The organism is Streptomyces sp. NPDC096339 (assembly GCF_044762985.1).
GTDB lineage: Bacteria > Actinomycetota > Actinomycetes > Streptomycetales > Streptomycetaceae > Streptomyces.
Map to the genome: position 1 here is coordinate 492,614 of NZ_JBIWFI010000002.1, position 23,991 is coordinate 516,604.

General features: G+C 71.6%; 17 protein-coding genes. 8 read left to right on the forward strand and 9 right to left on the reverse strand.

All coding sequences use genetic code 11. The features are described from left to right. The first annotated feature begins 128 nt into the window (after positions 1 to 128). Both ACIQ5Y_RS05650 and ACIQ5Y_RS05655 read left to right on the forward strand, forming a co-directional pair. Positions 129 to 1,211: a hypothetical protein gene (locus ACIQ5Y_RS05650; RefSeq protein WP_403875247.1), complete on the forward strand. Its 1,083-nt coding sequence runs from the start codon at positions 129 to 131 to the stop codon at positions 1,209 to 1,211. A 265-nt stretch (positions 1,212 to 1,476) separates the two neighbouring features. Further along, positions 1,477 to 2,448, forward strand: coding sequence for a hypothetical protein (locus ACIQ5Y_RS05655; RefSeq protein ID WP_403875249.1), 972 nt, complete (start codon positions 1,477 to 1,479; stop codon positions 2,446 to 2,448). Positions 2,449 to 2,487: 39 nt separating this feature from the next. Here ACIQ5Y_RS05655 and ACIQ5Y_RS05660 read toward each other — a convergent pair whose 3' ends face one another. The 3 genes from ACIQ5Y_RS05660 to ACIQ5Y_RS05670 form a co-directional block, all read right to left on the reverse strand. After that, positions 2,488 to 3,303 carry a hypothetical protein gene (locus tag ACIQ5Y_RS05660; protein ID WP_403875251.1) on the reverse strand — a complete coding sequence of 272 codons (816 nt, stop codon included), beginning with the start codon at positions 3,301 to 3,303 and terminating at the stop codon, positions 2,488 to 2,490. Between the two features lie 146 nt (positions 3,304 to 3,449). After that, entirely contained in the window at positions 3,450 to 4,694 is a 1,245-nt protein-coding gene (locus tag ACIQ5Y_RS05665; protein WP_403875253.1) for a metallophosphoesterase, read from the reverse strand. Positions 4,695 to 4,891: 197 nt separating this feature from the next. Further along, the gene (locus ACIQ5Y_RS05670; protein ID WP_030028209.1) at positions 4,892 to 6,007 is read right to left on the reverse strand and encodes a LacI family DNA-binding transcriptional regulator; all 1,116 of its coding nucleotides are present in this window, start codon (positions 6,005 to 6,007) and stop codon (positions 4,892 to 4,894) included. A gap of 361 nt (positions 6,008 to 6,368) precedes the next feature. On the opposite strand from ACIQ5Y_RS05670, the gene hisC reads away from it, so the two are divergent. Beyond that, the gene (gene hisC / locus ACIQ5Y_RS05675; RefSeq protein WP_403875255.1) at positions 6,369 to 7,448 is read left to right on the forward strand and encodes a histidinol-phosphate transaminase; all 1,080 of its coding nucleotides are present in this window, start codon (positions 6,369 to 6,371) and stop codon (positions 7,446 to 7,448) included. Between the two features lie 45 nt (positions 7,449 to 7,493). Here hisC and ACIQ5Y_RS05680 read toward each other — a convergent pair whose 3' ends face one another. Further along, entirely contained in the window at positions 7,494 to 7,862 is a 369-nt protein-coding gene (locus ACIQ5Y_RS05680) for a cyclophilin-like fold protein (RefSeq protein WP_329382250.1), read from the reverse strand. 188 nt (positions 7,863 to 8,050) lie between these two features. Here ACIQ5Y_RS05680 and ACIQ5Y_RS05685 point away from each other — a divergent pair, with 188 nt between their 5' ends. The 4 genes from ACIQ5Y_RS05685 to ACIQ5Y_RS05700 are packed head-to-tail and all read left to right on the forward strand — an operon-like array spanning position 8,051 to position 15,993. Then, positions 8,051 to 9,556, forward strand: a complete 1,506-nt coding sequence (locus tag ACIQ5Y_RS05685) for a cytochrome ubiquinol oxidase subunit I (protein WP_403875258.1) — start codon at positions 8,051 to 8,053, stop codon at positions 9,554 to 9,556. 18 nt (positions 9,557 to 9,574) lie between these two features. Further along, the gene (cydB, locus tag ACIQ5Y_RS05690; RefSeq protein ID WP_403875260.1) at positions 9,575 to 10,576 is read left to right on the forward strand and encodes a cytochrome d ubiquinol oxidase subunit II; all 1,002 of its coding nucleotides are present in this window, start codon (positions 9,575 to 9,577) and stop codon (positions 10,574 to 10,576) included. 44 nt (positions 10,577 to 10,620) lie between these two features. After that, the gene (gene cydD / locus ACIQ5Y_RS05695) at positions 10,621 to 14,169 is read left to right on the forward strand and encodes a thiol reductant ABC exporter subunit CydD (RefSeq protein ID WP_403875261.1); all 3,549 of its coding nucleotides are present in this window, start codon (positions 10,621 to 10,623) and stop codon (positions 14,167 to 14,169) included. A gap of 24 nt (positions 14,170 to 14,193) precedes the next feature. Then, the gene (locus ACIQ5Y_RS05700) at positions 14,194 to 15,993 is read left to right on the forward strand and encodes a GAF domain-containing sensor histidine kinase (protein ID WP_403875263.1); all 1,800 of its coding nucleotides are present in this window, start codon (positions 14,194 to 14,196) and stop codon (positions 15,991 to 15,993) included. Positions 15,994 to 16,011: 18 nt separating this feature from the next. Here ACIQ5Y_RS05700 and ACIQ5Y_RS05705 read toward each other — a convergent pair whose 3' ends face one another. From ACIQ5Y_RS05705 to ACIQ5Y_RS05715, 3 genes are all read right to left on the reverse strand, one after another. Continuing rightward, entirely contained in the window at positions 16,012 to 16,908 is an 897-nt protein-coding gene (locus ACIQ5Y_RS05705) for a Cof-type HAD-IIB family hydrolase (protein ID WP_403875265.1), read from the reverse strand. 74 nt (positions 16,909 to 16,982) lie between these two features. Then, positions 16,983 to 17,447, reverse strand: a complete 465-nt coding sequence (locus ACIQ5Y_RS05710) for a hypothetical protein (protein WP_403875267.1) — start codon at positions 17,445 to 17,447, stop codon at positions 16,983 to 16,985. Then, positions 17,437 to 17,949 (reverse strand): RNA polymerase sigma factor, encoded by a 513-nt coding sequence (locus ACIQ5Y_RS05715; RefSeq protein WP_403875269.1) that lies wholly within the window; start codon positions 17,947 to 17,949, stop codon positions 17,437 to 17,439. Before ACIQ5Y_RS05715 ends, ACIQ5Y_RS05710 begins: the two co-directional genes overlap by 11 nt. A 130-nt stretch (positions 17,950 to 18,079) precedes the next feature. Here ACIQ5Y_RS05715 and ACIQ5Y_RS05720 point away from each other — a divergent pair, with 130 nt between their 5' ends. Next, positions 18,080 to 18,976: an LLM class flavin-dependent oxidoreductase gene (locus ACIQ5Y_RS05720; RefSeq protein WP_403875271.1), complete on the forward strand. Its 897-nt coding sequence runs from the start codon at positions 18,080 to 18,082 to the stop codon at positions 18,974 to 18,976. 64 nt (positions 18,977 to 19,040) lie between these two features. Here ACIQ5Y_RS05720 and ACIQ5Y_RS05725 read toward each other — a convergent pair whose 3' ends face one another. After that, a complete protein-coding gene (locus ACIQ5Y_RS05725; RefSeq protein ID WP_403875273.1) occupies positions 19,041 to 22,109 on the reverse strand; it encodes a tetratricopeptide repeat protein in 3,069 nt (1,022 codons plus the stop codon). After that, a complete protein-coding gene (locus ACIQ5Y_RS05730) occupies positions 22,106 to 23,980 on the reverse strand; it encodes an HSP90 family protein (RefSeq protein WP_403875275.1) in 1,875 nt (624 codons plus the stop codon). Before ACIQ5Y_RS05730 ends, ACIQ5Y_RS05725 begins: the two co-directional genes overlap by 4 nt. Positions 23,981 to 23,991: the final 11 nt, after the last annotated feature.

The window sequence follows — 23,991 nt, forward strand, 5'->3', positions numbered from 1 at the left end:
CCGGCGCGCATTTCCGTTCCGAAGGAGCGCTGCACATGAGTCGTGAGCACCGGACCAAGTCGCCGCTTGGTCCCGTCCCCCGCAGTCGGGCTTGGATGGCTGGGGGTGCGCTGGCCTCACTCTCCCTCGTGCTCGTCAGCATGGCGACCCCCGTCGTAGCCATGGTCCAGCCGGCCGTCCCGGCCGTGACCGCCGCTGCCCCGGCAGGCGGTGGAGGCGACGACTGCAAGCCGGAAGACGGCCGGCCTCCGCACGACAAGCCGCTGCACGCCCAGCTGCTGGACAAGTACCTGGGTGGCGGTGACCACGAGGTCTGGGGCGGCGACGACGGCCACGGCAAGGACGACAAGTGCAAGCCCGCCGGTGCCACGGGCCCGACCGGTCCGACCGGTCCGAAGGGTGACACGGGCCCCACCGGGCCTGCCGGCTCGGGTGGGACCGGCTCCACCGGCCCGACCGGCCCGAAGGGTGACACGGGTGACACGGGTCCGACGGGTCCGGCCGGTGCGACGGGCGCCACGGGCCTCCAGGGTCCGACGGGTCCGGCCGGTTCGGGCGGTACGGGTTCGGTGGGTCCGACCGGTCCGGCCGGTGCGACCGGTCCCAAGGGCGACACGGGTGACACGGGTCCGACGGGTCCGGCCGGTGCGACGGGTCCGGGTGGTGAGGGCTCTGTCGGTCCGACGGGTCCGGAGGGTCCGACCGGCCCCCAGGGCGAGCCGGGCGAGACGGGCGCGACCGGCGCCCAGGGCCCCACGGGCCCGGCCGGTGCGACGGGCCCGGCCGGTGCGACCGGCCCGGCGCAGTGCCGCTCCATCGACGCCATCACGGACCAGAGCAGCCGCGAGTTCAAGGGAGTCATCCCGGGAGACGGGAACACCTACGTCGGCGTCCGTGACACGACCGGCCAGTCCCCCCTCACCTGGACCTGGTACGACCTCTCCGTGAACACCGGCTACCCGGAGGACGCCTGCGGCGTCGCCGTCACCCAGCAGGCCAACGACATCTTGGTCGAGGTGGTGACCGAGGGAGGTTTCGTCTACCAGACGGTCTGCGGCGTGGACACGGGCAACGGGCAGGACCCGACCCAGCTTGTCTGCGACCAAGCCTGGACCCCGGCGGACCCGCAGCCCACGGGCAACGAGCCCCCCACCGCGCGCAGGTCGCTGGCCCCTGACACGTTCAACCACCGTCCGAAGGCCATGAAGTAGCGGCACCCGCCGCCGAAGTCCCCGGACTCGTGAAGTCCGGTGACGTGTGAACCCCGGCCGGGGGTCCCTTCTGGGGCCCCCGGTCAGGTGTTTTCAGGGGCTGAGCAGGGCGATCGACCAGGCGGCCATTGGAGGTGCGTCGCTGGGCCGATCCGCTGATATGACCGCGAGGCGTCCCGGTCCTTGAGACCGCGATCCGCACGATGGCCGAGGTGACCGACACGGTTCATCACAGATCGTCAGGATTCGAGAAGGAGCGGCGTACATGAGCCCCGAGAACAAGACCAGGTCAACCCTCGGCCCCCTGCCCAGGCGCAGCCGCCTGGTGACCGGTGGAACCCTCGCATCGCTTGCCCTGGTTTTGATGGGAGTCGCGGGCCCCGCGTCCGCCATGGGACCGACCGCCCAGGCGGCCGGTCCTGTCAGAGCGGCGACCCCGGCGGGTGGGGACTACTGCCCCGACCACCACAAGCCGAACCACAAGCCGAGGGCGCTGGAGGACGCCGACGGGGCGCGGGGAGCGGACTTCCTCGCCGACGGCCCCCGCGGTGACGACAAGTGCGACAAGGGCAAGCGGGGCCCGACCGGCCCGACGGGTCCGACCGGGCCCAAGGGCGACACGGGTGACACCGGTCCGACCGGCCCGAAGGGCGACACGGGTGACACCGGTCCGACCGGCCCGAAGGGCGACACGGGTGACACCGGTCCGACCGGCCCCGCGGGCGGGACCGGCACCCAGGGTCCGACCGGCCCCGCGGGTGCGACCGGCCCCCAGGGTCCGACCGGCCCCGAGGGTCCGGCCGTGTGCAGTGACGTCGACGCCTGGAGGCCCAGCAACGCCAACGAGGTCAAGGCCGTCCTCACCGGGGGCATCGCGTTCGCCGGTATCCGGGACCTCCAGCCGAACCCGACCGACTTCCTCTGGTACGACCTGACGGACACCGAGACCCGGTTCCCGGAAGGGGCCTGCGCCATCTCCGTCGCCGCCCAGACCAACGCGGAAGGGGGCGTCTCGATCCAGGTGCTGACCACCGGAGGCCTGGTCTCGGAGATCACCTGCGCGATCAACCAGGACCCGGACCCCAACATCGGGTTCGTCCTCGCCTGCGGTACCGACTGGGCGCCGGTGAACCCCCCTGCCGCCGGCGACAACGGTCCCACGGCGAAGGCAGCGCTCAACCGGTTCAAGGGCAAGCTCGACGTCCTCACCGACCGCAGCGTGCTGAACAGGAAGTAGCTGTGCAGTAGCGTCACGCGGCCCGGAGCGCAGGTCGGACTAGTCCGGCTCGTGCTCCGGGCCGCCGAAGTCCGGGCTCGTGAAGTCCGGTGACGTGTAACCGGGCCGGGGACCCTCATTGGGGGTCCCCGGACTGGTGAAATCAGGCGGCGTGTAGCCCAGTTCGGGCATCCGGCCGCCCCGCCTGCGGGGTCCGGGAAGGCCCGGGCCCGAGCTCGGGTCGGCCAGCGCGTCCCGCAGGAACGGCATGATCCCCCGCTCCAGCAGCGCGTTGCGCCAGGCCTCCCGGGCGCGCATGACCTCGTCGGGTATCGCCTCCGCCTCGTCCGCCGCCACTTCCGTCGAACCGTTGCGGACGGCCGTCACCAGCAGTCCGATCACGGCGAAGAGCAGCGCGGCCGCGGTGAGGGCGCCGAAGAGCCAACCGGCCGTCAGCATCGTCTCGGCGAAGGCGGGTTCGGGGTCGATCATCTTCAGGCTGTAGCCCACGAGCAGGAAGATCAGCATGGCGGTGCCCGCCAGTACCGGTGCGAGGACCGCGACGACGGCGCTGATGCCCGCGCCACCGCCGGTGTCCTGCTCGGCGTCCTCCTCGCCCGTCGTCCCGGGGACGGACAGCATCTCGTCGCGCGATTCCTCGCGGATCTTCACGTAGTGGTCGTACTCGGCCGCGGCCGCGGCGGTGAGCAATGCGCGGGCCGCGAGGGCCATGGTGCGCAGCTGTTCGGCGTTCAGCCGTTCGCCGAGCGTGGCGAGCTCGGGCCGTTCGTGCGCGGTGCGCAGCGCCTCGTCGAGGAGCCGATCGAACTCCGGTCGGTCTTCGGTCAGCAGGTGCGGAGCGCTGGTCATGTGCATCCCCCGATGCTCCGTGGAGGCCGATACCCGCGTAGACCCGGGCGCCGGCACAAACGGAGGAGAGCCTGCTACGGATAGAGCGATGGTAGAGCGCCCACGCCGCAGGTTGACAGGGGCTTTCCGGAAATACCCCGTGCGAGGAACCCTCAGTCGCTCAGCGGGAGTTGTCGGACGAGCAGTTTGCCCGCCATCGTGACCCCGCCGTCCATGGCGATGGCGAGGCCGTCCGCGTACACGTGAGGGCCGTCCACGGCCTCCGGGCCGCGGTGGTCGTCGCCGTCCTCGGTGCCCACTTCGCCGAGCAGGTAGGGGATGGGGCTGTGGCCGTGGACGACGCGGCTGCCGCCGTACATGTCGAGCAGTTGGCGGACGGCGTGCGGGCCGGTCTCCTCGTCGCGGAAGGCGAACCGCTTGGTGAACTTGCGGAAGAGGTCCCAGGTGATGTCGGCGTCGCCGCGGTTGAGGAGCTCGTGGATGGTGTCGTTGACGTCCTCGATGTTGTCGCCGTAGTCGAGGTAGGCGGTGGTGTCGGAGTGCAGCAGTAGGTGGTCTTCCACCAGCACCGCCGCGTCGAGGCGGGACATCCACTGCAGGTGCACGTCCTGGAGGCGTTCCATGTCGGTGCGCTGGCCGCCGTTGAGGAGCCAGGCGGCCTGGAAGGTCGCGGTGCCGGCGCCGGACTGGATGGGGGTGTCGCCGAACCGCTTGGCGCCGATGAGCAGCAGTTCGTGGTTGCCCATGAGGGCCTTGCAGTAGCCGCCGGAGGCGGCGGCCTCGGCGGAGAGCCGCATGACGAGGTCGATGACGCCGATGCCGTCGGGGCCGCGGTCGGTGAAGTCGCCGAGGAACCAGAGCCGGGCGTTTCCGGCGGACCAGCGGTGGTCCGCGTCGATCAGGCCCTGGACCTGGAGTTCGGTGACGAGTTCGTGGAGGTAGCCGTGGACGTCGCCGACGACGTAGAGCGGCCCGGGACCGGTGGGGTCGTCCTGGGGGACGTACTGGACCTGGACGGTGTCGCCGGGGCCGCCGAGGGCGCCGCGGCCGATGACCGGCAGGTCGCGGTAGGTGGGGGTGTAGCCCTCGGGGTCCGCGTCCGCGGGCCGCTCGGGAGCCTTGTGCATGATGACGGGTCCCGAGAGGGGTGCCGGGGCGGAGCCCGGGAGGGGGGCCGCGGCGGGCTCGGCGAAGTGCTCCGTGAAGTGTTCGGCGTGGGGTTCGGCACCGCCGTCGGCGTAGTACGCGGGGTACTCGCCGTAGACGGGGGCCTCGCCGGGAATTGCCGTGGGCACGGCGTACGGGGCGGGTGCGGTGACCGGTTCGTCGACCGGCACCCGGAAGTCCCGCAGCGTCTCCGTCCGCATCGCGGGTCCCTGACCGGCCCCCTGAGTCATCGACCCCTCCACCACCGTCGCGCTGCCGTACACCTGCGGACCCTCCTGACCTCTGGGGAGGAGGGTCCGTGATGTCGTGCGCCCATCATAGGAATGCGGCTCGCGCTGTGTGACGCACCAGGGGTGTTGAATCCTGCGCGGAACCAGTCGTTCCTGATGCTTTCTCCCGAAATGGGCGTTATCGATCTCCTCGGCGGTCAGTCCTGTGCCGGTGATCGGGGCGGGCTGACGGTCGTACGGGGCTGCCTGCGCTGTGACGAGGTACGGATGATCAGCTCGGTCGGGACGACCTGTTCCACGGGCCGTCCGGTGTCCACGCCCTCGATGGCGTCGATGAGGAGCTGCACCACCGCGGTGCCGATGCGCCGGGGTTTGAGGGAGAGGGTCGTGATCGGCGGTTCGGTGTTGGCGTAGACGGTGGACTCGCTGCAGCACACGAGCAGCAGGTCCTCGGGTACGCGCAGGCCGTAGCGTCGGGCGGCGGCGAGCAGGTCGGTGCCGTTGGGGTCGAAGAGCCCGTAGACGGCGTCGGGCCGGTCGGGGCGGGCGAGGAGCCGGTCGGCGGCGACGGCGCCCGCGCAGGGGTCGTGGGCGGGGTAGGACTCGTAGACGGGGTCCTGGCCGACGCGCTCGCACCAGTTGAGGTAGGCGGTGGTGGAGAGCCGGGTGTAGGTGTCGGTGGTGGTGCCGGTCAGCAGCCCGATCCGGCGGGCGCCGGCGGCGGCGAGGTGGTCGAGCAGGCCCAGGACGGCGGCCTCGTGGTCGTTGTCGACCCAGGCGGTGACGGGGAGGGAGCCCGCGGGGCGGCCGTCGGAGACCACGGGCAGGCCCTGGCGGACCAGTTCGGTGACGACGGGATCGTGGTCGGAGGGGTCGATGACGACGGTGCCGTCGAGGGCGACGTTGGACCACACGTCGTGCCGGGAGGTGGCGGGGAGGATGACGAGGGCGTAGCCGCGGGCGAGGGCGGCCGAGGTGGCGGCCCGCGCCATCTCGGCGAAGTAGGCGAATTCGGTGAAGGTGAAAGGTTCATCCCCGTACGTCGTCACGGTCAGGCCGATGAGGCCCGACTTGCCGGTACGGAGGGTGCGGGCGGCGGCCGACGGGCGGTAGCCGAGGCGATCGGCGACTTCGCGAACGTGGCGGCGGGTGGCGTCGGGCAGACGTCCCTTGCCATTGAGCGCGTCGGAGACTGTCGTGATGGAGACGCCCGCCGCGGCGGCCACGTCCCTGATGCCTGCCCGGCCCTGTCGGCCGGCGGCCCGCCGGGTGGTCTCGGTCCGGCTCACCTGATGCTTCCCTGCTGCTGTCATGGCGAGCCGATAGTAGGGCTCCGGAGCGGGGGCGGCCTGGGTGCATATGCACCCGTTGACAGGCACGATTCTGCATGTTTCGCCACCCCCAATGACCTTGGAAACGAAGGTATTTGAGCGTTTGGGGCGAAGGTGCCGCTTGTCGGCGGGTCCGGGCATGCCAAGCCGGTGCGGCCCGGGGCCGGTCTCAACTCACCTGCACGAGGGATGCGCGCCACGGCGCAGGCCACCGGCGCGCGCATATATGCGCGCGCTCCCCCGCATTCCAGGCGCCCCCATTCTCGGAAGAGCGGAATCCTCATAAGGTGAGGAGTATTGAGTCGACGGCGACGTCGTACGGGATGGTCGAGGAGGACCTGCGGTGAGCGAGAAGAGCCCGAAGCTGCGCGCCGAGCTGGACGGCATTCCGACATACAAGCCCGGCAAGCCGGCCGCCGCGGGCGGTGCCGTCGCGTACAAGCTGTCCTCGAACGAGAACCCGTACCCGCCGCTGCACGGGGTGCTGGAGAGCGCGGTCGCCGCGGCCGGCAGCTTCAACCGCTACCCCGACATGGCGTGCACCGGTCTGGTGAACGAGATCGCGGAGCGGTTCGGCGTGCCGGTCGAGCACGTGGCCACGGGTACCGGCTCGGTGGGCGTGGCCCAGTCCCTGATCCAGTCGACGGCGGGTCCGGGCGACGAGGTCATGTACGCCTGGCGTTCCTTCGAGGCGTACCCGATCATCACGCAGATCTCCGGTGCGACCTCCGTCCAGGTCCCGCTGACCGACGGTGACGTGCACGACCTCGACGCGATGGCCGAGGCGATCACCGAGCGGACCCGGCTGATCTTCGTCTGCAACCCGAACAACCCCACCGGCACCGCGGTGCGCCGTGCCGAGCTGGAGCGGTTCCTGGACCGGGTCCCCTCGGACGTGCTGGTGGTGCTGGACGAGGCCTACAAGGAGTTCGTGCGCGACACGGACGTGCCGGACGGCGTCGAGCTGTACCGCGACCGCCCGAACGTGGCCGTGCTGCGCACGTTCTCCAAGGCGTACGGGCTCGCCGGCCTGCGCGTCGGCTTCGCGATCGCCCACGAGCCGGTGGCCGCGGCGCTGCGCAAGACCGCGGTGCCCTTCGGTGTCAGCCAGCTCGCGCAGGACGCGGCCGTGGCTTCGCTGCGCGCCGAGGACGAGCTGATGGGCCGCGTCGGGGCGCTGGTGGGCGAGCGGACGCGGGTCCACGAGACGCTGCTGGCGCAGGGCTGGACGGTGCCGGACACCCAGGCGAACTTCGTGTGGATGCGGCTGGGGGAGCGGACCGTCGACTTCGCGGCGGCCTGCGAGAAGGCCGGTGTGGTGGTCCGGCCCTTCGCGGGCGAGGGCCTGCGGGTCACGATCGGCGAGCCTGAGGCGAACGACCTCTTCCTGCACACGGCTGAGGCGTTCTTCAAGGAGCTGTAGGGGCGGCTGTGGGCGCGGATGCGCCTGTAGCCGCGGTGTGGGTCGTCAGACCAGTTCCACGCGGATGGGGTCGCCGTCGCGGACGGTGGCCAGCAGGCGGGGGTCGCCGTCGAACGAGCCGAGCACGTTGCACGGGCTCGCCAGGCGGCTCTCGCCTCCGCGCGAGATGGGCGTGGGGCCGTAGGGCAGCGCGAGCGCGTCGCCCTCGGTCCAGAACGCGACGGTGCCGGGCTCGACGACCTGCTGGGCGTCGTCTTCCAGGGCCACGGAAACGCCCGTGTCGAAGTAGACCTCCTCGCCCCAGGTGTTCGCGGAGGCGGAGATCGGCAGGGCCGCGGCCAGCGCCTTGCTGGTCGGGGTCTCGTCGAGGGTTGCGGTGAGAAGGCCCGCAGGCCATGAGATTCGAATCTTCATGAGCCATATTCAACATTTTGTTGAATCGATTGGCTAGGGGACCCCCCGATGTGCGGTGTCGAAAGCCGGTGCGACATAATGCTTGTGAATGTGAACGCGTTCACAAGCGTGTCCTGCTTCTCCCGGTATGGGGGAACCCGCCAGGCAGACTGCGGCTGTGACCACGGCGACGACAAGGAGAAGACGACGTGGACCTAGCTTTGGCGCCAGAGACATTGGCGCGCTGGCAGTTCGGCATTACCACCGTCTATCACTTCCTCTTCGTGCCACTGACGATCTCGCTCGCCGCCCTCACGGCCGGCCTGCAGACCGCCTGGGTGCGCACGGAGAAGGAGAAGTACCTCAGGGCCACGAAGTTCTGGGGAAAGCTTTTCTTGATCAATATCGCGATGGGTGTCGTCACCGGCATCGTCCAGGAGTTCCAGTTCGGCATGAACTGGTCCGACTACTCGCGATTCGTGGGTGACATCTTCGGAGCGCCGCTGGCCTTCGAGGCGCTGATCGCCTTCTTCTTCGAATCGACCTTCATCGGCCTGTGGATCTTCGGCTGGGACAAGCTGCCCAAGAAGATCCACCTGGCCTGCATCTGGATGGTGTCCATGGGCACCGTCCTGTCCGCCTACTTCATCCTGGCGGCGAACTCCTGGATGCAGCACCCCGTGGGGTACCGCATCAACGAGGAGCGGGGCCGGGCCGAGCTCACCGACTTCTGGCTCGTGCTCACCCAGAACACCGCCCTCACCCAGTTCTTCCACACCATCACGGCCGCCTTCCTGGTCGGCGGCGCGTTCATGGTCGGCATCTCCGCCTTCCACCTCGCGCGCAAGAAGCACATCCCCGTGATGCGGACCTCGCTGCGGGTCGGCCTGGTCACCCTGATCATCGCCGGAATGGGCACCGCCATCAGCGGCGACCTGCTCGGCAAGGTCATGTTCAAGCAGCAGCCCATGAAGATGGCCGCTGCCGAGGCCCTCTGGGACGGCGAGGCGCCGGCTCCCTTCTCCGTCTTCGCCTACGGCGACGTGGAGAAGGGCCACAACAAGGTCGCGATAGAGATCCCCGGTCTGCTGTCCTTCCTCGCCAACGACGACTTCAGTTCCTTCGTCCCCGGCATCAACGACGTCAACAAGTCCGAGCAGGAGAAGTTCGGGCCCGGTGACTACCGGCCCAACATCCCGGTCGCCTACTGGGGCTTCCGCTGGATGATCGGCTTCGGCATGGCCTCGCTCGGCGTCGGCGTGCTGGGCCTGTGGCTGACCCGCAAGAAGTTCATGCTGCCGCCGGGGCTGCGCACCTCGGAGGACGAGGTCCCGAACCTGGTCCTCTTCAAGAAGGCGCTGAGCCCGAAGTGGGGACAGCTGTACTGGATCGTCGCGCTCTGGACGATGGGCTTCCCGCTCATCGCCAACTCCTGGGGCTGGATCTTCACCGAGATGGGCCGCCAGCCGTGGGTGGTCTACGGGGTCCTGCGCACCCGTGACGCGGTCTCGCCGAACGTCTCGCAGGGCGAGATCCTCACCTCCATGATCGGCTTCACGCTGCTCTACGCCGTGCTCGCCGTCATCGAGGTCAAGCTCCTCGTCAAGTACGTCAAGGCCGGCCCGCCCGAGCTCACCGAGGCCGACCTCAACCCGCCCACCAAGATCGGCGGGGACGACAAGAACGCCGACCGGCCGATGGCCTTCTCGTACTGAGGCTGGGGAGACCACACCATGCAACTCCACGACGTCTGGTTCGTACTCATCGCCGTTCTGTGGATCGGCTACTTCTTCCTGGAGGGCTTCGACTTCGGGATCGGCGTGCTGACCAAGCTGCTCGCCCGCGACCGCACCGAGAAGCGGGTCCTGATCAACACGATCGGCCCCGTCTGGGACGGCAACGAGGTCTGGCTGCTCACCGCGGGCGGCGCGACCTTCGCGGCCTTCCCCGACTGGTACGCCACCCTCTTCTCCGGGTTCTACCTGCCGCTGCTGATCATCCTCGTCTGCCTCATCGTCCGCGGTGTCGCCTTCGAGTACCGGCACAAGCGCGCCGAGGAGCGCTGGCAGACCAACTGGGAACACGCGATCTTCTGGACCTCGCTGATCCCCGCGTTCCTGTGGGGCGTGGCCTTCGCCAACATCGTGCGCGGCGTGAAGATCGACCAGAACAAGGAGTACGTCGGGACCTTCCTCGACCTGCTCAACGGCTACTCGCTCCTCGGTGGCCTGGTCACCCTCACCCTGTTCACCTTCCACGGCGCGGTCTTCGCCTCGCTCAAGACGGTCGGTGACATCCGGGAGCGCTCGCGCAGGCTCGCGACCCGGCTCGGCGCGGCGGCCGCGGTGCTGGCCCTGGTCTTCCTGACCTGGACCCAGTTCACGCGCGGCGACGCCAAGAGCCTGGTGGCCATGGCCATCGCGGTGATCGCGCTGCTCGGAGCCCTGGGCTTCAACCAGGCGGGCCGCGAGGGCTGGTCGTTCGCACTGTCCGGGATCACCATCGCGGCGGCCGTCGCGATGCTCTTCCTGACGCTGTTCCCGAACGTCATGCCGTCCTCGCTGGACGACGCGTGGAACCTCACGGTCACCAACGCCTCGTCGAGCGCGTACACGCTGAAGATCATGACCTGGTTGGCGGCCGTGGCCACCCCGCTCGTCCTGCTCTACCAGGGCTGGACGTACTGGGTGTTCCGCAAGCGCATCGGTACGCAGCACATCGTCGACGCGCACTGACGCCCGACCCACCCGTTCGACCCCCTGCCCGAGGGATGTTTCACGTGAAACCGATCGACCCGCGCCTGCTCCGGTACGCCCGCTCCACCCGCCTTTTCCTGGGGGCGGTGGTGGCCCTGGGCGTTGCCGGCGCGGGGCTGGTCGTCGGTCAGGCGATGCTCATCGCCGAGATCGTGGTCGGTGCCTTCGAGGAGGGGCTGGACGGGGCCGCGCTCCGGACGCCGCTGCTGCTGCTCGCGGCGGTGGCGCTGGGGCGCGGCCTGATCGCCTGGCTGACGGAACTGGCCGCCCACCGGGCCGGCGCGGCCGTCAAGTCGGAGCTGCGGGGCAGGCTCCTGGAGCGGGCCGCGGACCTGGGGCCCGGCTGGCTGACGGGGCAGCGCACCGGCTCGCTGGTGCAGCTGGCCACCCGGGGGGTGGACGCCCTCGACGACTACTTCTCCCGCTACCTGCCCCAGCTGGGCCTCGCCGTGGTCGTACCGGCGGCGGTGCTCGCCCGCGTCGTCACCGAGGACTGGGTGTCGGCGGCCATCATCGTGGTCACGCTGCCGCTGATCCCCCTGTTCATGATCCTCATCGGCATGGCCACCCAGTCGCGGATGGACCGCCAGTGGCGGCTGCTGTCGCGCCTGTCGGGGCACTTCCTCGACGTGGTGGCGGGCCTGCCGACCCTGAAGGTCTTCGGGCGGGCCAAGGCGCAGGCCGAGTCGATCCGCAAGATCACCGATGACTACCGGCGCGCCACGATGCGCACCCTGCGCATCGCCTTCCTCTCCTCCTTCGCGCTGGAACTGCTGGCCACCCTGTCGGTGGCGCTGGTGGCCGTGACCATCGGCATGCGGCTGGTCCACGGCGGCCTCGACCTCTACACCGGGCTGGTCATCCTGATCCTGGCGCCCGAGGCGTACCTGCCGCTGCGGCAGGTGGGGGCGCAGTACCACGCGGCCGCCGAGGGGCTCGCAGCCGCGGAGGAGATCTTCGACGTACTGGAGACCCCGCTCTCCGGCCCTGGCGGACGGGCGGAGCTGCCGGCCGGAGCTCCGCTGCGGATCGAGATCGACGGGGTCGCCGTCCGCCACGAGGGCCGGGGCGAGGACTCCCCCGCTCCCGTCTCGCTCACCGTCGGGCCCGGGGAGTGCGTGGCCCTCACCGGCCCCAGCGGGGCCGGGAAGTCCACGCTGCTCCAGGTGCTGCTGGGATTCACCGCCCCGACCGCCGGGCGGGTCCGGGTGGCGGGCGTGGACCTGGCCGAGCTGGCGCCGGAGCAGTGGCGCTCGCGGATCGCGTGGGTGCCGCAGCGGCCGCACCTGTTCGCCGGGACCATCGCCGAGAACGTGAGGCTGGCCCGGCCCGGGGCCTCGGACGCCGAAGTGACCGCCGCTCTGGAGGAAGCCGGGGCGTGGGCATTCGTCTCCGCACTGCCGCAGGGGACGGGGACCCTGCTCGGCGAGGGCGGCGCGGGCCTGTCCGCGGGCCAGCGCCAGCGGCTCGCCCTGGCGCGGGCGTTCCTCGCGGACCGTCCCGTACTGCTGCTGGACGAGCCCACCGCGGCCCTGGACGGGGAGACCGAGGCCGGGATCGTGGAGGCCGTACGCCGGCTCGCCGTGGGGCGGACCGTGCTGCTGGTCGTCCACCGCCCGGCGCTGCTGGCGCTCGCCGACCGGGTCGTGGAGGTGCGCCCGCAGGGACTGTCCCCCGCCCTGCCCGCCGGCCCGTCCGCCGGCCCGTCCGCCGGCCCCTCCGCCGGCCCCGCGCTCCGGCTCCGGGATCCGCAGCGGGCCGTTGTGCCGTACGACGACGCCCTGCCTGCCGGACCCGCGCCGGCGCGGACGCCCGGCACGAACCCGCTCGGCCGGGTGCGGGCCGCCGCCAAGGCCTGGCGGGGGCGGTTCCGGCTCGGGCTGCTGCTGGGGGCGCTGGCCGTCGGGTGCAGCGTCGGCCTGATGGCCGTGTCCGGGTGGCTGATCTCGCGGGCCTCCGAACAACCGCCCGTGCTCTATCTGATGGTGGCCGTCACCGCCACGCGGGCCTTCGGCATGGGCCGGGCCGTCTTCCGGTACGCCGAGCGGCTCGTCTCCCACGACGCCGTCCTGCGGATGCTCGCCGACCTGCGCGTCTCCGTGTACCGGAGGCTGGAGCGCATCGCACCCGCCGGACTGCGCGAGCACCGGCGCGGGGACCTGCTGGCCCGCCTCGTCGCCGACGCCGACGCACTGCAGGACTACTGGCTGCGCTGGCTGCTGCCGGTCGGCACCGCGCTGATCGTCGGCACCGGCTCGGTCGCCTTCACCGCCTGGCTGCTGCCCGAGGCGGGAGCGGTTCTCGCCGCCGGGCTGCTCGCCGCGGGGGTCGGGGTACCGCTGGTCGGCGGGGCCTGCGCCCGCCGTGCCGAACGCAGGCTCGCGCCCGCCCGGGGTGAACTCGCCACCCGGGTGACCGATCTGCTCACCGGCACCGCGGAGCTGACCGTGGCCGGCGCACTGGAGGACCGCAAGGGACGCACGCGCGAGAGCGACGGCCTGCTGACGGCGATCGCCGCGCGGGGCGCCGCCGCGACCGGGCTCGGCGGCGGACTGTCCGCCCTGGTGTGCGGGCTCACCGTGGTGATCTCCGCGGCGCTCGCGGCGAACGCGGTGCACGCGGGACGACTCACCGGCGTGGCCATGGCCGTCGCCGTCCTGACGCCGCTCGCCGCCTTCGAGGCGGTGAGCGGACTGCCGCTCGCCGTCCAGTACCGCCAGCGGGTGCGCCGCAGCGCCGAGCGGCTGTACGAGGTCATCGACGCTCCGGCCCCGGTCGTCGAGCCGGAGCGGCCCGCCGCGACCCCCGCCTCGCCGTTCCCGCTGCGGCTCACCGGGCTCGGCGCCCGCTACCCGGGCCAGGAACGGGACGCGCTGCACGGGCTCGACCTGACCTTGGAGGCCGGCCGGCGCATCGCCGTCGTCGGGCCCTCGGGTTCCGGCAAGACGACCCTGGCCCAGGTCCTGCTCCGGTTCCTGGATCCGAGCGAAGGCACGTACACCCTGGGCGGGAGCGATGCCCGCACCCTCGACGGAGACGACGTCCGCGCGCTCGTCGGCCTGTGCGCCCAGGACGCGCACATCTTCGACAGTTCCGTACGGGAGAACCTGCGCCTCGCCCGGACCGGGGCGAGCGAGGAGGAACTGCGCGGGGCGCTGGCCGCGGCCCGGCTCCTGGAGTGGGCGGACGGCCTGCCGGACGGGCTGGACACCCTGGTCGGCGAGCACGGCGAACGGATCTCGGGCGGCCAGCGCCAGCGCCTCGCCCTGGCCCGGGCGCTGCTCGCCGACTTTCCCGTACTGGTCCTCGACGAACCGGCCGAGCACCTCGACCTGGCCACCGCGGACGCCCTGACGGCCGACCTGCTGGCCGCGACCGAGGGCCGTACCACCGTGCTGATCACGCACCGGCTGGCCGGTCTGGAAGCGGTCGACGAGGTGCTCGTACTGGATCGCGGGGCGGTCGTACAGCGCGGCGCGTACGCCGAGCTGGCCGCCGCCGAGGGCCCGCTGCGCAGGCTGCTGGAGCGGGAACGGGCCGCTGACGGGACTTTGGCCGACTTTCCCCGCTAATGGGTACTAACTAGGCTCAAGGGCATGTCAGCGCAGGAGTCGCAGGAATCCCCCGAGCCGAAACCGGGAACCCGGGCCGGGCAGGGAACGCCCGGAACACCCGGAACACCCGGAACACCCGGAACACTCGGAACGCCGGACCCGCTGGAGGCCGCCGCCCAGGCCACCAGGAGTCTGCACGGCCTGTCCACCGAGCTCACGGCCCGGGTGCCGCAGCTGCTGGAGGCCATGAGGTCGGTCGGCACGGGACTCGAGCTGCACTCCACGCTCGACCGCATCTGCGAGACCGCCGCCGAGCTCGCCGGTGCCCGCTACGCGGCGATCGGCGTCGTCGACACGGAGGGCCGGGGGCTCTCGGACTTCGTCACCCACGGGATCGGCCCCGAACAGGCCCGGAAGATCGGGCACCGCCCCGACGGGAAGCGGGGCCTGCTCGGGGCACTGATCTCACACCCCGAAACGGTGCGGCTCACCGACCTGACCGAAGACCCGAGAGCGGCAGGCTTCCCGGAGCACCACCCCCCGATGAAGACCTTCCTGGGGGTCCCGATCCGGGTGCAGGGGGAGATCTTCGGCAACCTCTACCTCGCCGAGAAGAACGGCGGCGTCGAGTTCAACGACTACGACGTCCACATGGTCCGCGTGTTGGCCACCGAGGCGGGCATCGCCATCGGCAACGCCCGGCTCTACGAGGCCGCCACCCAGCGGGAGCGCTGGATCGACGGCTCGGTGGCCGTCACCACCGCCCTGCTGTCCGGCGGCGACGCAGACGACGCCCTCGCCGTGGTCGCCGAACAGGCCCGCCACCTGGCCGACTCCGCAGCAGGGATCGTGATGCTCCCGGCCGAGGAGGGCGGGATGGAGATCGTCGCCGTCTCCTCCGAGAACCCGGCCACCTCGCTGGGCGTGCTGATCCCGGCGGAGAGCCCCGTGGTGGACAAGCTGCTCCAGGGCGAGCCGGTCTTCGTGGAGGACGCCGCCTCCGATCCCCGCATGATCAGCAAGCTGACCAGCGCCTACGGCCCCTGCATGATGTTGCCGCTGCACAGCGGCGGACGGGTGCTGGGCGCGCTCGTCACCCCCCGGGCCCGCGGCGGGCGGCCCTTCACCGAATCCGAGCGGACGCTGGCCACCCAGTTCGCCTCCCAGGCCGCCCTCGCCCTGATGATGGCCGAGGCCCAGCGGGACCGGGAGCGGCTCGCCGTCTTCGAGGACCGCGACCGGATCGCCCGCGACCTGCACGACCTGGTCATCCAGCGGCTGTTCGCCACCGGGATGATGCTGGAGGGCGCCCAGCGCCGCTCCATCGTCCCCGAGGTCCGCGACGGCGTGGGCAAGGCCGTGGACGAACTGGACGTGACGATCCAGGAGATCCGAACCGCGATCTTCGCCCTCCAACAGGGCCCGGCGGAGGCCCCCTCCGGACTCCGCACCCGGGTGCTGCGGGAGATCAACATGGCCGCCGTGCCACTGGGCTTCAAGCCGGCGCACCGTTTCCTCGGCCCGATCGACGCGGTCGTCGGTGAACTCGTGGGAAAGAACCTGATCGCCGCACTGCGCGAGGCCCTGTCCAACGCCTTCCGGCACGCGGACGCGTCCCGGATCGAGGTGGTGCTGGACTGCACCGTCACCCTCGACGACGGGAGGCCCGGGGTCCGGCTGGAGGTCGCCGACGACGGGGTGGGCATCCCCGAGGGCGGCCGTCGCAGCGGGCTGCGGAACCTCCGACGGCGGGCCGAGTCGCTGGGCGGGGCGAGCTGGTACGGCCCGGGCCTCGGCGAGAACGGCGGCGGAACCACCCTGGTCTGGGAGGCCCCGCTCTAGGCCTGCTCCAGGCCCGCCCTAGACGTGTCCCCGCTGCCGCCGCGCGATCCGTTCGGCCACGATGCGCTCGATGACGACGGCGACCCCGTCCTCGTTGTTGGCGGTCGTACGGCCGGACGCGGCCGCGATCACGTCGGGGTGGGCATTGCCCATGGCGTACGAGGTGCCCGCCCAGCCGAGCATCTCGACGTCGTTCGGCATGTCCCCGAAGGCGACCACCTCGTCGGGGGAGATACCCCGTTCGGCGCAACACAGCGCCAGGGTGCTCGCCTTGGAGACCCCGTGCCCGCTGATCTCCAGGAGGGCGGTCGGGCTGGACCGGGTGATCGACGCGTACGCGCCGGCGGCGGAGCGCGCCAGCTCCAGGAACTCGTCGGGGGCGAGCTCGTCGTGGTGGGCGAGCAGCTTGAGCACGGGTGCGGCGCTGTCGTCCGAGTCCTCCTGGAGCAGCTTCTCGGCGCTGGCCAGGGTCGCGCCCGGATCCTTGAAGAAGGGCGGGTAGGCGGGTTCGTAATTGATGCCGGTCGTCATCTCGACGGCGAAGGAGGTGCCGGGAGCCACCGCGCGCAAGGCCTCGACGACAGAGAGCGCGGCGGCCCGGGGAAGGGCTCTGACCAGTACGAACTCGCGCCCCGCGTGGAGGTCGACGACCGCCGCCCCGTTCGCGCAGATCGCCAGGCCGTGCCCGTGGACGTGGTCGCTGACCACGTCCATCCAGCGGGCGGGGCGGCCGGTCACGAAGAAGACCTCGATGCCCGCCTCCTCGGCGGCGGCGAGCGCGGCGACGGTGCGCTCCGATACGGACTTGTCGTCGCGCAGCAGAGTTCCGTCGAGGTCGGTGGCGATGAGCCGGGGCGCGGGGGTCGTCCCGTCCGGGCGCTGGGAAGCCGAGGTCACCGTCCCATCTTCGCCCATGACCCGGAGGGGCCCGACCCCACCCGGCGCCGGCGGTTGAGGCGAGGCGATGTTTCACGTGAAACATCGCCCTGTCAGCCGATGTGGGCGGTAGTCACACGGTCCTTGACGACGGTGACCGTCACCCTGGAGAGCCGATATTCGTAGGTGATCGAGTGGGGGACCCCGTCCTGGTTGGTGATTTGCAGGTCCCGATTTTCAGCCGCTGCCAGCGCGCGAGCGGCTGCCAATGTCAGCCCGATGTACTGACAGGATCGGTTGTCCCCCACGGGGTGGACCGTGGCAGTACAGGTCTCTGGCTTGGATGTATCAGGTGACGCTGTGCTGTCCTTCGAGTGGGACGACGGTCCGACGGCGGCCTGGATCGCGATGACCGCGCCGGCCGCGATGCAGCCGGCCGCCAGCCCCAGTGCGGACGTTCGCACGCGTCGACGCTTTCTGATGCGCGCGGTGACTCCGTCCAGGCTCGCGTCGAGCGGCCCGGCTTGTTCCGCTGCGTCGAGCAGCAATTGCTTGATCACGTCCTGCTCACTTGTCATCTGCATTCCCCTCGTGATGGGTGAGCACCAAGACCTTGCCGAGCCTTGCGACGCCCTCGCTCAGGTGCCGCTTGACCGTCCCCGCGCTGCAGTCCAGCCGGTCGGCCACCTCGGCCACCGACAGGTCCTCGTAGAACCGAAGGACCACGCAGGCCCGTTGTCGCGGGGAGAGCGCGTCGAGCGCGCTGACGATGTCCATTCGAGTACCGCTGGCGGCGGCGAAATCGACCGTCGAGGTCGGCGTCGCCAGGCGTGGGAGCAGGCCGGTCCAGCGCACTCGGCGACGGTGCTGGTCGAGGTAGCGGTTCAGCATGGCGCGACGTACGTAGGGCTCCGCGGACTCGACCTCCCAGCTCCGCCGGGGCTGGGTGAACACTCGGACCAGGGCGTCCTGCACCAGATCATCGGCCTCCGCGGGGTCGCCGCACAGCAGGTACCCGTACCTCTTCAGCGCGGATCCCCTGACCTGCAAGAGCTCGCCCGCGACGTCATGCCAGTTCACCCCTCACCCCTTCCTCTTCTCTTCATGGACTCCCACGAACGGCAACCGCGATTCGTTGGCCCCCCTACGCGAGCGAGTCCTGTGGATCGGAAGCGGCGCCCGATGTCAGAAGCTCCCGTAGGGTCGCCGTATGCGACTGAGCACGGTGATCCTCCCCATCCACCGGTGGAGCGAGGGGCAGAAGATCTGGCGCTGGGCCGAAGACCTCGGATTCCACGCCGCATACACGTACGACCACCTTTCCTGGCGGTCCTTCCGGGACGGGCCGTGGTTCGGCGCCATCCCCACGCTCACGGCCGCCGCGACGGTGACACGACGGATGCGCCTGGGCACGCTGGTGACCTCGCCGAACTTCCGGCACCCGGTGACCCTGGCCAAGGACCTCATCTCCCTCGACGACATCTCCGGCGGCCGGATCACCCTCGGCATCGGCGCGGGCGGCAACGGCTTCGACGCGACCGCGCTGGGTCAGGAGGCCTGGAGTCCGCGTGAGCGGGCCGACCGGTTCGCCGAGTTCGTGCCGCTGCTGGACCGGTTGCTGACCGAGGGCGCGGTGAGCCACGAGGGGACCTTCTACTCCGCCGAGGAGGTCCGCAACATTCCCGGTTGTGTGCAGCGGCCGCGGCTGCCGTTCGCCGTCGCCGCGACGGGACCGCGCGGACTGCGGCTCGCCGCCCGCCACGGCCAGGCATGGGTGACCACGGGCGACCCGAAGCTCTTCGAGGAGGGCACGCCCGAGCAGTCCAGGGAGGCGCTGCGCGGGCAGCTCGAACGCCTCCACAAGGCGCTGGCGGAGATCGGGCGGGAGTCCGAGCCGATGGAGAAGGTCCTGCTGACCGGCTTCACGCCCGAGGCCAACCGGGTCCTGGAGTCAGTGGACGCGTTCGTCGACTTCGCCGGCCGGCACCGCGATCTCGGCTTCACGGAGCTGGTGATCCACGCGCCGATCCCGGACTCCGACTTCGCCGCGGACGAGGCTGTCTTCGAGAAGATCGCCACCGAGGGCCTGGCCCAGCTGGAGCGCTGACCGGCCCCCCGGTCCTCCGCCGCCGCTTCCCGGACGCATCGCGCGGGAAGCGGCGGTGAGTGGTTCAGCTCCGCAGCTGACCGAGCACGCGCTCCGCGGAAGGGAGTAGCCAGTCCGGCAGCTCGTCCTCGGGCAGCGGCCGCAGCTCGTCGATCAGAGCGGAGACACGGGCGGCGCCCGCTTCGGCGTCGTCCCGCTCGTGCTCGGTCCACGCGGCGTTGGTCACGCACTGGAACCGGTCACGGAGATGGTCGGGGCCGAGCTCCGCGTAGGCCCGGGCGGCCAGGTCCCACAGCTCGATCTCCTCCACGCGCAGTCCGTCGACCTCTGCGGCGCTGAGCGACGGCTCGGAGAGAGCCCCGCCCCCGTCCTCGGCGTCATCGTCGTACTCGTCGTCCTCATCGTCCTCTTCGGACTGGCCGTTCGCGTTGACGTGCCGGTCGAGTACCTGCGCCAGCTGGTGCCAGGTCTGGGCGAGTTCGGAGCGCAACTCGGGGGCACCGGGATCCGCCACCAGGGCGGCCTCCAGCACTGCGGCGGCCTCGGCCATGCGGGCCCGGGCCCGCTCCACGGCCTCCCCCGTGATCTCCTCGCGCAGTCCCAGCCAGGCCAGGGAGCGCAGGATCCGCACCTCGGCGACCGGGGCTCCGCCCGCCAGCCGGTGGAGGGAGAGGGAGCGCTCGTAGGCGGCGACCGCCTCTTCGGGAAGCCCCGCGTCGGAGAGCGTGTCGGCGGCCGACTGCGCGAGGTTCGCCTGCGGGCGGGGGTCCTCCCAGCCCTCGGTCGCTTCCGCGGCGAGGAGGTACTGCTCGGCCGCCGGCCGGAGCTCGTTCAGTCGGCGCAACAGATCGCCCAGGAATTCCCGTACGAACACCGCCTGCTGATCGCCGTGCCCCAGCAGATCGGGCAGCGTCGACTGCAAGACCTCCGCCGCCTCGGCCGGCCGCCCGTCCTGTGCGTACGCCCGGGCCAGCAGCAGCCGGGCCTGTGCCCCGCCGTCGGCGGTGAGATCGGCCTGGTCGAACCAGTGGGACGCCGCCAGCGCGTGCTCGGCCGTCTCCGCCGCGGCGGTACCGCGCCGCAGCAGGACGTCCGCGAGGGTCAGCCGTACGACGCCCTGCGCCTCGGCGTCGGTCACCTCGGCGGAGTGCTCCAGTGCGGAACGTGCCGCACGCTCCGCTTCTTCGGGGCGGTCCAGCGACATCAGCACCCCCGCCCGCAGCACCAGGGGGTCCACCGCCTGCCAGGGTCGGCCCGCTCCGACCGCCCGCGCGGCGGCCTCGTCCAGCAGGGTCACGGCCCGCTCCGGATCACCCTGCGAGAGGGCCACCCGGCCGAGCATCTCCTCGGCGTCCGCGACCAGGTCCGCCAGGGGCGTGCCACCGTAGTCCCCGACGAACGCGGTCAGTTCGGCGGTGAGCTCGCCGTGCCCGTGCTCCTGGCCGTGGTCTTCGGCTCCGGCCGCTTCGAGCGAGCGCAGGTAGGACTCCACGCGGATCACGGACAGTTCCGCGAGCGCGATCCGGCGGGTGCGGAGCGGTTCGGCCGGATCCAGGGCCTCGGCGGACCGTACGGCCGTCGCCAGCAGTTCCCGGATCCGTGCGGGAGCGGCCCCGGACTGGGCGGCCTCGCTGGCCAGCCGCAGCTCGGCCAGCGCCGCCCGCTCAGTCATTCCCAGTGCCAGGTACTCGTCCCGGACAGCGGTGAGCAGCCCGGCAGCCCCCTCGGCGCCGCTCCGCGCGGCGGCCAGGGCGCGGTGGTCCGCGAGGTCGGCGCGGACCAGCGGGTCGGTCTCCGGCTGCGCGTCCACTCGTACGGCGACCTCGGCCCACAGGGCGTCCGCACCCGGATGCCCCAGGTCACGGGCGTTCCGGGCCCGCTCCACCAGCGCGTCGAAGCCGGGGCCGGAGCCGGAGCCGGAGCCGGTGCCGGGGCCGGAGTGGGATTCGGAGCCGGCTGTCGTGGCCGGTGTGCCGGGCGTTCCGGGCGCGGCGGGCGCCCCCGGAACGGCCTGAGGCAGCGCGGTGCCCCGCACGCCCAGCGGGAGCACGCCGACCAGGGGCCGGCGCGCGACGCGCTCCAGGAACCGGTCCGACACGCGGGTGGTGCCGTTGCGGGCGTCGAACTGCCGGGCGATGTCGAGGGCGCCCGCGTACAGGACCTCGTACAGCTCGGAGACGGTCCGGGGGACCCCCTCGTAGGGGAGGGCGGGGAGCGGTCCGTGGCCCAGTTCCTCCAGGCGGCGCAGCAGCACGAGGATCCCCCCGTGGAAGGCCAGCTGGTCGTCGACGTTGGCGAGGGGGGTCACGTGGGCGGCGTGCTCGGCCAGGATCTCCAGGCCGCGCGGCTCGTTGCCGGTGAGCGCGCAGAACTCGATGTGCCGGCCGACCGACGGGAGCAGGCTGTCGTTGCCGCGGGCCAGGCGGTAGCCGCGCAGGTGGTTCGAGCGGGCCTCGTCGGTCCGGCCGAGCCGCAGCAGCGGCAGCAGCGAGGTCGCGAGCACCCGGTGGGGTTCCTCGGCGCAGGTCAGATCGGCTTCGAGGACCGGCTTCCAGATGTCGAGGGCCTCGGCGTCGTCCCCGTGCAGGACGGCGTACTGCCCCTGGCCGTTGAGTTCGCAGGCCCGGCAGTCGCTCATGTCGTCGCGGTCCGCGGCCTGCCAGCGGGCGAAGGCCTGCTCGGCCCGCTCGTCCTGGCCGGTGGCGTGGGCGAGCCACAGCTCGGCCTCACGGACGGGCCGCTCGCTGTAGCCCGCGGTCCGGTACCGGCGTTCCATCTCCTCCAGCCACCCCGTGGCCGACTCCAGGGGGATGCCGGGGGAGTCCGAGATGGCCGTGGCCACCCACTTGAACTGCCAGAACAGCGAGTGCGCGTCCCATTCGGAGAAGGCGCCGGGGTCCTTGTCGTACTCCTGGAGCAGCCGGGCGAAGGGCACCAGCATCTTGGAGGACTCGGAGCTGTAGAGGTAGGCGTTGATCAGGTTGTCCAGGGCCTCGCGGAACAGGGCCCGGTCGCCGCTCGCCTCGGCGGCTCCGGCCAGTGCCTCGGCGTGCGCGTTGCGCGCGGAGCCGTTCGGCGCTTCCCGGTTCTCGGCCAGGCCCCGCACGATCTCCTCGCGCGTCAGGGTCGTCACTTCTGGTCCTCCTGGGCGTCGCGGGTGTCGGTGTCGTCGGTGGAGGGACCCGTCGGGTGCGTCGCCCACTCCAGGAGGCCGAGGAATGCCCGGTTGAGCAGGGTCGAGTCGGCGGGGCGCAGCGGCCGCTGGGACATCAGCAGGGCCTGTCCGTAGAGCGATTCGACGGCGGTGCCGGTCAGCGCCTCGTCGGGGAGGGCGGAGATCCTGCGGATCAGCGGGTTGTTGTGGTTGAGGACCAGGCGGGCGCGGGGCGCGGAGCCGCGCAGTGCGCCGAGGATGCCGCTCCACAGGGAGTCGGCGCTCTCCAGTGCGGCGGTCCGGTCGCGTTCCTGGCGGGCTTGGCGGTCGTCGAGGTAGAGCGCGGGGACGGCGACGGGCTGGAAGGCGCGCAGCACCACGTCGCAGCCCTGGGGTTCCAGGCGGGTGCGGGCGGTGGCGAGGAAGGGGGCGAGTGCCAGTTCGGCGGCGGTGGGCACCGGGTCGAGCCGCTCGGTGACGGCTCCGGCGTCGAGCTCGGTGACCTTCAGCTCCGGTCGTACGGAGGGCAGCAGGGCCAGCAGGTCGGCGTCGTAGGTGTAGCCGGCGTTGATGACGCCGAGGCCGTGGGCCGCGGCGATCGGGGCGATCTGGCGGAACTCCTCGACGGTGCGCGTGAAGTGGATGTCCGTATGGGCGGCCGCGAACTCCTGGAGGCTCATCGAGCCGTCGCTGGTCTCGAACGGAAGCCACGGCAGCATCAGTCCGAGCAGTTCGGAGTCGTGCCGGGCCATGGACTTCACACCGAGGTGGTGGACGCGGAGGAAGCCGGCCAGGCGTTCCGGGTCGCTCGCCGCGAGCTCGGCGAGCCAGCCGCGCACGCGGGAGCCGAGGGCCTCGCGGACGGCGGAGAGGGTCTCGTCGTCGTACAGGTTCTCGCGGGAGGCGGTGGGGCGCAGGGTGTCCGTGTCGAGGACGACGCGCACGAAGAACGCCCAGTCCGGCAACAGGTTGTCGGCCCGGTCGGTCAGCAGCATGCCCTTGAGGTGGACGCGGTGTCCGGCCCGGTGGGCCGGGCTGGTCGGCTCGGGCAGCACGTACGCCACTCCGCGCACCCCGGCGACGGGCAGGTCGAGGTCGATGCTGTCGAGCGGGGTGAAACCGAAGAGCGCGGAGCAGTGTCCGGCGAGTGCGACGCGGCGGGCGGCGGGGGTGGGGAAGGGCCGGTCCCATACGGCGGGCAGGTCGGTGACCGGGCGCGGTTCGCCGCCCTCGCCGTCGTCGAAGGTGATGTCGTACGGAAGCAGGGAGCCGTAGTCGCGGGCCAGTTGCTCGACCTTGGCCGGGACGGTCCATTCCGCGGCGCCGGGGCGGGCTTCCAGAACCACGGTGGTGCCGGGCTCCGGGCGCGCCTCGTGGGGCAGTTCGCGGACCGTGTACGAGCCGTCGTCCGTGGCCAGCCATTCGACGGGTGCGGCGCGGGGGTCGCGGGCGGAGCGGGTGACGACGCGGATCTGGCGGGCCACGACGAAGCAGGCGAGCAGTCCGATGCCGAACTGGCCCAGGAATTCGCGTCGGGCGGCCTCCAGTCCGTGGTCGCCTCCGCGCTTGGAGCTGCGGCCGATGGTGGCGAGGAGCGAGTGGGCCTCGGCGGCCGTCAGGCCGATGCCGCTGTCCTCGATGGTCACCCGGCCGTCGGTGGCCGACAGCCGGATGCGGACCTGCGCGTCGGGGTCGAGGGTGTGGCGGGCGGTGACCGCGTCCACGGCGTTCTGCAGGAGTTCGCGGACGTAGACGCGCGGGCTGGAGTAGAGGTGGTGGGAGAGGAGGTCGACCAGGCCGCGCAGATCTACCTGAAAGCTGTGGGATTCGGATTCTGATTCGGACGTCATGGTGCGTCACC